The 11,699-nt window shown below is 69.9% G+C and carries 9 protein-coding genes; 5 read left to right on the forward strand and 4 right to left on the reverse strand.

The genetic code is table 11. From position 1 onward, the window contains the following. The first annotated feature begins 106 nt into the window (after window positions 1–106). From AB0C30_RS03030 to AB0C30_RS03040, 3 genes are read left to right on the forward strand one after another with little or no spacing between them, the layout of a single operon-like run. Window positions 107–1,636, forward strand: coding sequence for an ABC transporter substrate-binding protein (locus tag AB0C30_RS03030; RefSeq protein ID WP_357938949.1), 1,530 nt, complete (start codon window positions 107–109; stop codon window positions 1,634–1,636). Beyond that, window positions 1,633–2,730 carry a tartrate dehydrogenase gene (locus AB0C30_RS03035; RefSeq protein WP_357938951.1) on the forward strand — a complete coding sequence of 366 codons (1,098 nt, stop codon included), beginning with the start codon at window positions 1,633–1,635 and terminating at the stop codon, window positions 2,728–2,730. Before AB0C30_RS03030 ends, AB0C30_RS03035 begins: the two co-directional genes overlap by 4 nt. Then, a complete protein-coding gene (locus AB0C30_RS03040; protein WP_357938953.1) occupies window positions 2,727–4,013 on the forward strand; it encodes an amidohydrolase in 1,287 nt (428 codons plus the stop codon). Before AB0C30_RS03035 ends, AB0C30_RS03040 begins: the two co-directional genes overlap by 4 nt. Before the next feature lie 49 nt (window positions 4,014–4,062). Here the strand turns inward: AB0C30_RS03040 and AB0C30_RS03045 are convergent, their stop codons facing one another. From AB0C30_RS03045 to AB0C30_RS03060, 4 genes are all read right to left on the reverse strand, one after another. After that, the gene (locus tag AB0C30_RS03045; RefSeq protein WP_357938955.1) at window positions 4,063–5,019 is read right to left on the reverse strand and encodes a Dyp-type peroxidase; all 957 of its coding nucleotides are present in this window, start codon (window positions 5,017–5,019) and stop codon (window positions 4,063–4,065) included. A 131-nt stretch (window positions 5,020–5,150) separates the two neighbouring features. Then, on the reverse strand, window positions 5,151–6,608 hold the full coding sequence (locus AB0C30_RS03050; RefSeq protein WP_357938957.1) for a protein kinase: 1,458 nt from the start codon (window positions 6,606–6,608) through the stop codon (window positions 5,151–5,153). Beyond that, the gene (locus AB0C30_RS03055; RefSeq protein ID WP_357938959.1) at window positions 6,595–7,566 is read right to left on the reverse strand and encodes a LacI family DNA-binding transcriptional regulator; all 972 of its coding nucleotides are present in this window, start codon (window positions 7,564–7,566) and stop codon (window positions 6,595–6,597) included. Before AB0C30_RS03055 ends, AB0C30_RS03050 begins: the two co-directional genes overlap by 14 nt. Window positions 7,567–7,741: 175 nt before the next feature. Further along, window positions 7,742–9,895, reverse strand: coding sequence for a transglycosylase domain-containing protein (locus AB0C30_RS03060; protein WP_357938961.1), 2,154 nt, complete (start codon window positions 9,893–9,895; stop codon window positions 7,742–7,744). 61 nt (window positions 9,896–9,956) lie between these two features. Between AB0C30_RS03060 and AB0C30_RS03065 the strand changes: the two genes are divergently transcribed. Both AB0C30_RS03065 and folP read left to right on the forward strand, forming a co-directional pair. Beyond that, window positions 9,957–10,574 (forward strand): TetR/AcrR family transcriptional regulator, encoded by a 618-nt coding sequence (locus tag AB0C30_RS03065; protein WP_357938963.1) that lies wholly within the window; start codon window positions 9,957–9,959, stop codon window positions 10,572–10,574. Between the two features lie 243 nt (window positions 10,575–10,817). Further along, the gene (gene folP / locus AB0C30_RS03070; RefSeq protein WP_357938965.1) at window positions 10,818–11,699 is read left to right on the forward strand and encodes a dihydropteroate synthase; all 882 of its coding nucleotides are present in this window, start codon (window positions 10,818–10,820) and stop codon (window positions 11,697–11,699) included.

Raw genomic sequence — 11,699 nt, forward strand, 5'->3', positions numbered from 1 at the left:
CCATCGGCTCTGCCAGCCCGACCGGGACGAACAGCCCTCACCGGGTCATGTCGTGGTGCCCATTTCCCCTTGCTCTCCCCCAACGACGTTCCGGAGGAACACCAGCATGGCCCGCACCTTCAATACCCTCGCCGGATTGTCGACAGGCCTCGTCCTGCTCGCCGGCTGCTCGTTCGACTCAGGAAGCCCCGACGCCACCACGAGCGGCACCTCCAAGCTGGTGATCGCCGACCTGTGGGCGCCCGACTCCGGGTACGCCCTGGAGACCGACGACGCCTTCACTCTCACCCGCGCCGGCTGCCTGGAGACCTTGGTGGTCGTGGACAAGGACAACCAGGCCCAGCCCGCTCTGGCGACGGAATGGAAGCAGGCGGCGCCCACGTCCTGGACGTTCACCATCCGTGAGACCAAGTTCCAGAACGGCACCGCGCTCACCGCCAAGGTCGTCGCCGACGATCTCAACCGGCTGCTGAAGGCCACGGCACCGCCGCGCAGCTTCTCTCCCAGCGTCATCTCCGCGGTCACCGCCGTCGACGACCGGACCGTACGGATCGACACACCGGAAGAGGACCACTTCCTGCCGCTACGGGTCAGCGTGCCCAACACCGGGATCCTCGCCCCCGAGGCGTTCTCCGGCACCACCACCAACCCGGTCGGCACCTGCACCGGGCCGTTCAAGATCACCAGCACCGGAACGGGGCAGTCGCTGGCGCTGACCGCCAACGCCGACTACTGGGGCGGGGACGTCGCCCTCGGCAGCGCCGAAATCCGCTACGCCGAGAGCGGCCCCACCCGCGCCACACAGCTGCGTACCGGTGAGGTCTCGGTGGCCGCCAACCTCCCCGTCACCACCCTCACGACCCTGAAGGGCGACAACAAGATCACCCTTCAGCAGACTTCACTGCCCCGCACCACCGGCCTCTACCTCAACACCCGCAAAGCCCCCTTCGACAAGGTCGAGGCCCGCCGCGCGATCCAGAAGGCCATCGGACTCGACGCCATCGTCAAGGGGGTCTACGAGGGCACCGCCACCCCGGCGGCCGGACCGTTCACCCCCGACGAGCCCTGGACACCGGCCGAACTGAAGCCGGTGCAGGGAGACGCCGCGGCGGCCAAGGCCGCCATGGCCGCCGCCGGAATCGACCCCGGCTCCCTCGGCTTCGAGCTCATCGCCTACTCCGACCGGCCCGAGTTCGCCGACCTCGCCCAGGTGATCCAGGCGCAACTGGCCGAGGCCGGCATCACCGTGAAGATCCGCACCGGCGACTACGCCTCGGTCGAGGACGACCTCATGAGCGGCAAGTTCCAGGCGACCCTGCTGTCCCGCAACCACCTCATCGACATGCCCGAGCCCATCAGCATGCTGCGCTCGGACGAGACCTGCAAGGGCAGTTTCAACCTCGCCGGATACTGCAGCCCGAAGGTCGACGGGCTGGTCAAGGAGGCCGGGAGCACGGGCGACACGACCAAGCGCCACGCCCTCTACGGTCAGATCGCCACCCAGCTGGCCGGCGACGTGGCGTTCATCCCGCTCGTCCACGAGAGCCTGACCATGGGTGTGGCGGCCGCTGTCAAGGGCCTGCCGACCGACCCGATGGAGCGAACCCTGCTGACGAAGGACACGAAGCTGTCGTGACCACGACCACCCCCGAACACGCAGGCCCCGGGACGACACGGCGCTATGTCGTCGACGTAGTCCCGGGGGACGGCATAGGCACCGAGGTCGTTCCCGCCGCCGTCCGCTGCGTCGACCACCTGGCCGGAACCTTCGGGTTCACCATCGAGTGGCGCGACCGCGCGTGGGGCTGCGACCACCACCGGGCGCACGGGCGCATGATGCCCGTCGACGGCCTCGAACAACTGGCCTCCGCCGACGCCATCCTGCTGGGCGCCGTCGGAGCGCCGGACATCCCCGATGACATCACCCTGTGGGGTCTGCTCATCCCCATCCGCCGGGAGTTCGTGCAGTACGTCAATCTGCGGCCGGTCCGATCCCTGCCCGGAATCCGCACGCCGTTGCGGTCGAATGTCCCGATCGACCTGGTCGTCGTACGCGAGAACGTCGAAGGCGAGTACAGCGAGGTCGGCGGCCGGGTCAACCGCGGCCGGCCCGGCGAGTTCGCTGTCCAGGAGGCGGTGTTCACCCGGACCGGCATCGAGCGGGTCGCACGTTTCGCCGCCGACCTGGCCCGGCGACGCTCGGGCCGGCTGATCTCGGCGACGAAGTCGAACGGCATCATTCACACGATGCCGTTCTGGGACGAGGTGGTGGCCGAGGTGGCCGACGGCAGCGGGGTGGAGCTGGAGAAGGTCCTCATCGACGCCTTGGCCGCCCGCCTCGTGCTGCGGCCGGAGTCCGTCGACGTCATCGTCGCCTCCAATCTGTTCGGCGACATCCTGTCCGACCTCGCCGGTGCCCTGGCCGGGTCGATCGGGGTCGCGCCCAGCGCCAACCTCGACCCCACCAAGACGTACCCGTCGATGTTCGAGCCAGTGCACGGATCGGCACCCGACATCGCCGGCATGGGCATCGCCAATCCGGTCGGCACTCTCTGGGCGGCGGCCATGATGCTGGACCATCTCGGCGAAGCCGCGGCCGCGGCCAGGCTCGTGTCCGCCTTCGAGCACGTCCTCCGTGCGGGGACCGCCACACCCGATCTCGGCGGCACGGCGAGCACCGAGCAGTTCACGACCGCCGTCGTCCACGCCATCGCCGGGGGAACGCGGTGAACACGCGCCCGCGAGCCGAGGCCAGGCCGGATCCGCTGGACGCGATCGCCGTCCGGCGTCATCTGCACCGGCGGCCCGAGATCGGCTTCCTCGAGATCGAGACCGCGGACCTGGCCTGGAACATCCTCTCCGATCTGGGCTGGCGGCTACGCGGCGGCGGCGACCTCGTCGACGTACACGATCACCCTGGTCTGCCGAGCCGCGACGAGCTCGACGCCGCCGCCCAGCGGGCCACCACGCAGGGTGTGCCGGAGTCATCGGTGCAGCGCTTCAGTGACGGAAACACCGCCTTCGTCGCGGAGTTGCGGGGCGCCCGCCCGGGTCCGCTGATCGCCCTGCGGGTGGACATGGACGCCCTGCCGATCCAGGAGAGCCGCCACCGCGGCCACGACCCGGCGGCCCAGGGTTTCGACTCGACCATCGACGGTGCCATGCACGCCTGCGGACACGACGGGCACGTGGCCATCGCGTTGCGGGCCGCGGCCCTGCTGTCCGACAGGCGGTTCGCCGGCATCGTACGGCTGCTGTTCCAGCCCGCCGAGGAGGGTGTCCGCGGCGCCGCTCCCATGGTGGCCGCCGGGCTGGTCGACGACGTCGACGTCCTGCTGGCCGTCCACCTCGGTTTCGGCACCCCGGACGGGTGCGTCGCGGCGGCGACCGAGCTGTACGGGACCTCGAAGCTGCGCGCGGAGTTCACCGGGGTCGCCGCCCACGCCAGCGGAGCGCCCGAACAGGGCCGCAGTGCGTTGGTGGCGGCGGCGTCCGCCGTTCTGGGCCTGCACGCTCTGCCCCGCTACGCGACGGCGACGACCCGCGTCAACGTCGGGGCGCTGCACGCACCCGGTGCGGCGAACATCGTCAACGCCCATGCCGTCCTCGACGCCGAGGTCCGGGCAGACGCCGCCGCCGAACACGACGACCTGGAGCGGCGTGCCCGCGCCGTCCTCCACGGCGCGGCCGCCATGCACGGTGTCACCGTGGACATCACCAGAACCGGCTGGGCGACCAGCGCGACCACCGACGGCGCGATCCTCGCCAGGGTCGAAACCCTCGCCCCGAACTGCGGTCTGCGTCTTCTGCCGCCGCGTCCCTTGCGCGCGAGCGACGACGCGACGCTGTTCATGCGGCACGTCCAGGAACGTGACGGGCTTGCCGGATACCTGCTCATGGGTGCCGGAACATACGGACCGCATCACTCGCCGACCTTCGACCTGGACGAGGCCGTGCTGACCCCAGCCGCTGACCTCCTGGCCACGCTCATCCGATCCCTGGAGGATCATTAAGGGAAAGATCCTTAAGGGATGTCAGGCGCGGGGAAGGGGCCCGCGTCGGTCAGGGTTCGCTGTTCGGCGGATCAGGCAGGTCCTGGAGGAAGTCGGCGCTCGGGACGAAGAAGAGCGTGCCGGTCACGGCCGTCGAGAAGTCGAGGATCCGGTCGTGGCCGGCCGGCGGGGCGCCGAGGAACATCCTTTCGAGCATCCGCTCGGTGACCGTGGGGGTGCGGGCGTAGCCGATGAAGTACGTGCCGAACTCGCCACGCCCCACGGCGCCGAAGGGCATGTTGTCGCGCAGGATCTGCCGCTCGGTACCGTCGGCGTCGACGATCGTGGTCAGGGCGACATGCGAGTCGGCCGGTTTGCTGTCGTCGTCCAGTTCGATGTCGGTCAGCTTCCTGCGGCCTATCACTTTCTCCTGCGCCTCGACCGTCAGCGCGTTCCACGCTCGCAGGTCGTGCAGGTACTTCTGCACGATGACGTAGCTCCCGCCGGCGAACGCGGGATCCTCGTCGCCGATCAGGACCGCTTTGTGCGCATCGGCACCGATGGGGTTCTCCGTTCCGTCGACGAAGCCGAGCAGGTCACGTACGTCGAAGTACTTGAACCCGTGCACCTCGTCGCGGACGGTCACCGCGCCGTAGAGCCGGTCCATGATCTCCGATGCCAGCGCGAAGCACAGGTCGAGGCGCTGCGCCCGGATGTGGAACAGCAGGTCACCGGGTGTGGACACGGCACGATGCCGGCTTCCGGCAAGTTCGCGGAAGGGGTGGAGCTCGGCGGGGCGAGGCCCGGCGAACAGCCGGTCCCAGGCGTGCGAGCCGATGGCGGCGACGCAGCTGAGTGTGCTGTCCGGCGCCCGGAAGCCGATGGCCCGCTGCAGCGCGTCCAGGTCGGAGAGGAGGTCTCGGACCGCCGGTCCGCCACCCGGATCGATCGTCGCCACGATGAAGATCGCCGCTCTGGTCAGTGGGCTCAGCACCTGTTGGGGGAGCGCGTCCGTGGGTTCCGCCATGCCGCTCCTCCTCAAGCGTTCGCGTTCATCGTAGCCCTGCTCAGCACCGACGACTGTGACCTGGGCAGGGCTTTCCGGCGTCGTGGCGGCGGCCGTGCACACGATCTGCTCGAGTGCGTCCGGTTGTACCCCTATTGGGGGCCCAGCGCGGTGGCGATCTCGTCGAGACGGGCCTGGAGCTGCGTGCGGCAGGACGGTGTGAGGCGGCCTTCGCGTTCGCGGTCGGCCAGCTTGCGCCTCAGCTTCGCCATGCCGGGCTCGATGGGGCCGGGGGTGTCGAGCACGCCCTGCAGGACCTGCTGGAGGTCCAGCGTGACGTCGTGATCGATGGCCCCGCACGCCGCGGCGCCTGACAGCGTTCCGTGGAACCCGGCCACCGCCTGCCGGGCCGTACGCTCCTGGCCGGGCGACCGCTGGACGGTGTGGGTGGACGGCCCCTCGGTGACAGCCGGTCCTGTGGTGCGAGCCGGGTCCGCGGTGGCCGACGGCAACGCGGCAGGGCTCGCGGACGGCCCGGCCGTGACGGCGCCATCGCCGGATGCGCGCGGTACGGCCGTATCGCCGGGCGCTCGCGTGCCGGGGATGGTGTCGGACGCGCGCGGCGGGGTGGTGGCGCCAGGGGTCTCGCTGGACGCTCGGGGCGTGGCCGTGGTGCCGGCGGGGGGCGAGGGCGAGATGGGGAGGTGGTCGACCGGGCGGTTGAGCCACAGCGCCGAGGACAGCATCATCACACCCGTCCCGGCGACGGCCAGGCCATGCCGTACCCGCCGGCCGAGAGCGGCCCCCCTGAGTGTGGCGGCCAGCGAGTCCGCGATCTCCGCCGCCGTGGGGCGCCGCGCGGGGTCGTGCGCGAGGCAGTTCCGGCACAGTGAGGCGATGCCGTGCGGCACGCCGGTCACCCGGGGCGGCGGCGAGGTGCGGTGGGCGGCCTCGATCTGCTCCCAGGTGGTCTCCGGATAGGGCGTACGGCCGGTGAGCATGGCGAACAGGAGCACCCCGAGCGCGTACACGTCGACCGCCGGATGGGTGGGGGCGCCGGCCAGCCGTTCGGGTGCGACGTAGGGAGGGGTGCCCCGGTCGTCGTCGGGATCACCGGAGGCGGCCGCGATCCCGAAGTCGAGCAGCTTCGGGCCGGACGCGGTGAGCAGCACGTTGTCGGCGGTGACGTCCCGATGGACCACGCCGCGGGCGTGCCCGTCGCGCAGCGCCCGCGCCAGCCGCAGGGCGATGGCCGCGGCCTCGGTCCAGGGCAGCGGCCCCTCGGCGATGCGCTCGCCAAGGGTGGAGCCGTCGAGCAGCGGCATCACCACGTAGGCCGCCACCTCGCCGTCCTCCGTCACGGTTTCGCCATAGTCGTAGATGTCGATCACGTCCGGGTGGAGGAACCGGGCGGCGGCGCGGGCCTCGCTGCGTACGCGGACGCGCTCGCCGAGCCCGGCCTGGAGCGAGGCGGTCAGCACCTTGACCGCGACCAGCCGGTGCAGTGACTGGTCGAAGGCCCGCCAGATCATCGACATGCCGCCGCGGGCGAGGGGATCCAGCAGCAGGTATCTGCGGGCCAGGACGTCACCCGGGTCAAGCCGACTCACGGATGACCAGTTCCGTGGGGAGGACTGGGTCGATGCCGGTCGTACCGGCGAGCAGTAATCGGGTGGCGACCATCGCGAGCTCCTCGACCGGCTGCCGGATCGTGGTCAGCGCCGGGACGGTACGCCGGGCGACGGGTGCGTCATCGAAGCCGATCACCGCGACGTCCGCGGGGACCCGGCGACCGGCGCGGCGCAGGGCCTGGACCGCGCCGGCGGCCATCAGGTCGGAGGCGGCGAAGACCGCGTCGAGCCCGGGGGCGTGCCGCAGCAGCCACTGCATGGCGTGCGTGCCGGAGGCGGCCGTGAAGTCGCCGTAGGCGACGGGCACCTCCGTCGCTCCGGCGGTGCGCAGCGTACGCACCAGACCGTCGAGCCGGTCTCGCGCCCCTGGCAGGGACGGCGGGCCGCCGATGGCGGCGATCGTCCGGCGGCCCGACAGCAGCAGGTGCTCGGCGGCCTGCCGGCCGCCGTCGTGGTTGTCCACGTCCACGTACGGGAGTTTGAGGTCGTGCGGGGGGCGGCCGACGTTCCGCACGGGCACGCCCGATGTGCAGAGCTTGATGGCCAGGGGATGGCGTTCGCGGGCGCCGATGAGGAGCACCGCGCCGCCTAACTCGGGAAGCACTGAGGCGGTCGGGGTCACCGTCGTCACCATGAGCTGCGTGCCGTGCTCGGCCAGTACGGCACCCGCGGCCGACAGCAGCCTGGCGTAGTAGGGCTCGGAGAATAATCGGGGCAGGTGGTCACAGACCACCGCCGTCACCCCGGCGGCCGGTCCTTTGGCCCCCGTTCCCCTGGGCGCGCGATGACGTACGTATCCCATGCGGGACACCGCGTCGTAGACCTGCCGGCGGGTCGAGGTGCTGACCCGTACGGAGCCGGTGAGGACCCTGGAGGCGGTCGCGGGCGAGACCCCCGCTTCGGCCGCTACCTGTGCCAGTGTGGGCTGCTCAGACATGGGAGCACCTCGCGGAAAAAGATCCTGGGAGCGCTCCCACGTTACCAATGTTTCGCCGCTGTTAACAGGGCGATTTGACAGTGTTGTCAGCACGAGACCCGCGAGCACGCCGTGCTCGCGGGTCTCGGAACGCTGGACCGGCTGGTCGGTCTCGGAACGCGGGACGCTGGACCGGCTAGTGGGGGAGGGTGTTGTCGATGATGGGCTCGTCGTCGTTGGGGCCCGTGTCGTTCTTCTCGTCGTCGGTCGGCGTCCGTACGGGAGCACAGCCCTGGCCGCAGCCGCCGAAGCGGGCGGAGTTGATCGGCGTGAACGAGGTGGGCTCGATGTCCTTCAGCGCCGCCAGCATGGTGTCCTTCCAGATCGGCCCAGGCACGCTCGCGCCGAACACTTCCGGGAAGTACTGGCCACCGATGGTGATGTTGTTGAGCTTGTATTTCTGGGAGCCCCGGATGTCGCCGATGCTCACCGCGCCGGCCAGGTCGGGTGTGAACCCGGCGAACCAGGCGGTGGCCTGGTTGTCGGTGGTGCCGGTCTTGCCCGCGGCGTCCCGGCCGATGCCGCCGACCTTTGACATCGTGCCCTTGGTGAACACCCCGCTCAGGACGTTCGCCGCAGCGTCCGCGACCTCGGGGTCGAGGCCGGCCGCCTGGTGGCAGTTGGGGTTGTACTTGGTGACCTTGCCGTCGCGGTCGGTGATCTGGGTGATGGCCATTGGCGTGCAGTACTTGCCGCGCGCCGCGATGGCGGCGTAGGCGTTGGCGACCGTGATCGGGTCCATCTCGTTGATGCCGAGCGTGAAGGTCTCGTACTCCTGCAGCCTGCCGCCGTCGGCCCGCTTGATGCCGAGCGACTGGGCGGTCTTGACGGTGTCGCAGAGGCCGACGCGCTGCTCCAGCGTCAGGAAGAAGGTGTTGACCGAGCCCCAGGTGCCGGTCTGCAGCGACTTGAAGCCGCCACCGCCCTCGTCGTTGCTGACGGCGTGTGTCGGGTCACCGATGTTCTCGCCCTTGCAGTTCTTGAAGGAGGAGAAGTAAGGGGCTGTATAGGTGCTGCCCACGGTGAAGCCGTCGTTGATCTTCATGCCCTCCTTGAGGGCGGTGATCAGCGTGAACGTCTTGAAGGTCGAGCCGGGCTGGAAGCCGGTGCCGCCGCCGTGGGCCGCGTCGGCCGCCACGTTGAGCGACAGTTGGTGCTTCCGCTTGGACGTGCCGTATGGCCTGCTGACCGCCATCGCCTTGATCGCCCCGGTGCCCGGCTGGATCAGGGCCTCGCTGGCGATCGGGTTGTCGGTGACGAAGACGTGCTTCTTGATGGCCTTGTCGGCCGCCGCCTGCATCTTGGGGTCGAGCGTGGTCTTGACCTTCAGGCCGCCCCGGCTGAGCAGCGCGGCGCGGATCTTCGGCGTCTTGCCGAAGAGTTTGCTCTTGGTGATCTCGTTGCGTACGTACACGCAGAAGTATGGGTATTTGCTGGACTCGCAGCCGCCGGGCAGCGGGGTGCCCTTGTAGCCGAGCTTCTTGGCCTTGGCCGCCGCGGCCTCCGCCGGGGTGATCTTGCCGAGTTCGGCCATCCGGTTGAGTACGGTGTCGCGGCGGGTCACCAGGCGCTCCCGGAACTTCCTGCCGAGATTGGGGTCGGTCGCGTTGGGGTCCTGCACCGCGCCCGCCAGAGTGGCCGCCTGCGCCAGGCTGAGCTCGGAGGCGTGTACGCCGAAGAACCGCAGGGCCGCGGCCTCCACCCCGTAGGCACTCGCGCCGAAGTAGGCGATGTTCAGATATTTCTCGAGGATCTGGTCCTTGGTGTACTTCTCCTCGACGGCCATCGCATAACGCAGCTCGTTGAGCTTGCGCGCGTAGGTGGCCTCCAGCGCCTTGTTCTTGTCCTCTTCGGTGGTGGCGTTGTTGAGCAGCACCTGCTTGACGTACTGCTGGGTGATGCTGGAGCCGCCCTGCGCCACCCGGCCCGTCCCCAGGTTCTTCGCCAGCGCGCGGACCGTGCCCTCGATGTCGATCGGGCCGTGCTCGTAGAACCGGTAGTCCTCGATCGAGATGATCGCTTTCTTCATGAGGTCGCCCATGTCGGCCAACGGGATGACCTTGCGGTACTGCTCGTAGAACTGCGCGATCTGGTTGCCCTTGGCGTCGAGGATCGCGGTCATCTCGGCCGGCGGCTCCTCGGGGAGATCTGTCGCCTTGAGATTCAGCTCGGCGGAAGCGGTCTTGAACAGCGCCCCCGCGCCGCCCACGGCAGGCAGGGCGATAGCGGCCACCAGCACACCCGCAGCCGCTCCCGCTCCGGCAAGACGCGCGATACTCCTGGTGATCACGTCAGTCCCCCCTATTGGTATTAGGATTAATCCTATAGCCGTTAGGGTTGCGGGGCGGACGATGCGTAAGAGACTAACGCGGCAGACGACGATAGATGGGGCGATCGCCTATGCCGATGAGCACGGCATCGACGCCCTGTCCATCAGCGCGCTGGCCCGCCATCTGGGTGTGGCCGCGCCCAGCCTGTACGTCCACCTGCCCGGCGGGCTGCGTGACCTTCGCATCGCCCTGTCCGTCAAGGGACATCGCGACCTCGCCGACCACTGCCGCCGCGCCGCCACCGGCCGCTCGGGAGCCGACGCCTTAAGAGCGCTGGCCCACGCCCAGCGAGCATACGCGCGCGAGCATCCTGCCCTGTACGCGGCCACGCACTTCGCGGTGGACGGCTTCGACGACGAGGAAGTACGCAGTGCCGCGGACGAGGCGGCGGCCGTCACCGTCGACGTCCTGGCCGTCGGCTCGCTGACCGGAGCCGCCCTGGCGCACGCCGCCCGCGGCATCCGCAGCGCGGTCCAGGGGTTCTGCGCGCTGGAGTCGGCCGGGGTGTTCGCGCTGTGCGTCTCGCTGGACGACAGCTTCGCCTGGCTGGTGGACGCGCTGGTGACCAAGGCGATGGGGGCCACCGCGCTGTCCACGGGGGCCACCGCCGTTTGGGAGAGTGGGCCTCGGCCAACCTGATGGGAGCGGCGGTGACGCCCCTCGTCGCGCGCCCCCTGCCAGGAGAGTTTGGTGTGATCAGGGGGCCTTTGTCGAGCATTTCGAAGATTCTGAAAGCGCCCGCCACCCCGTGAGCCGGACCCAGGTCGGCGTGTGACAGCCGAGGCTCGATACTGGGGAGATGGTGATGGACGCGGCGCTCGTGGCCCGGCAGTTCGACGGGTCCATCGATCGCTGGGCGAATCTCCTGGAGAGTGCATCAACGTGAGCGACATCCTCTTCCCCGTCCGGCGCATCGGCCGCCGCGAGTTCGACTTCGCGCGCCAGGTGGCCATCATGGCGATCGTCAACAGGACGCCCAACTCCTTCCACGACAAGGGCCGGACGTTCGAGCTCCACAGGGCCGTCGAGGCGGCGCGGGCCGCCGTCGCGGCCGGCGCCGACTGGGTGGACGTCGGCGGGTTCGCCTTCAGCGCCGATCAGGACGGCATCAGCGTCGGTGAGGAGGTCGACCGGGTGGTCCCCGTCATCGCCGAGATCCGCAACGTGACGGACGCCGTCATCTCGGTCGACACCCACCGCGCCGACGTGGCGAAGGCGGCTCTGGCGGCTGGCGCCGACGTCATCAACGACACCAACGGCCTGCGCGAGCCCGGCATGGCCGCGGTCGCGGCGGAGAGCGGCGCGACCGTGATCGTGACCCACAGCCTCGCCGGCCCGGGGAAGGCGGTCGTCCGGCCGGTGTACGGCGACGTCGTGACAGAGGTCGCGGACTTCCTGCGCGAGCGGGTCCGGTTCATGCTCGACTCCGGCATCCCCTCCGAGCGGATCATCATCGACCCCGGCCACGACCTGAACAAGAACACCTTCCACTCGCTGGAGCTCATGCGCAGGCTCGACGAGATCACCTCGATCGGCTACCCGACCCTGGTCGCCCTGTCGAACAAGGACTTCATCGGCGAGACCCTCGATCGCCCGCAGCGCGAGCGGACGGAAGGCACGATCGCCGCGAACGTGACCGCCGTCCTGAAGGGCGCCCGGATCCTCCGCGTGCACGACGTGCCCACTACGGTCGCGGCCGTACGGATGACCGAAGCCATGCTCGGCTGGCGGGCCCCGATCGCGCCTCGGCATAATCTCGGGTGA

The organism is Nonomuraea sp. NPDC048901, assembly GCF_040649695.1.
In the GTDB taxonomy this organism is placed as follows: domain Bacteria; phylum Actinomycetota; class Actinomycetes; order Streptosporangiales; family Streptosporangiaceae; genus Nonomuraea.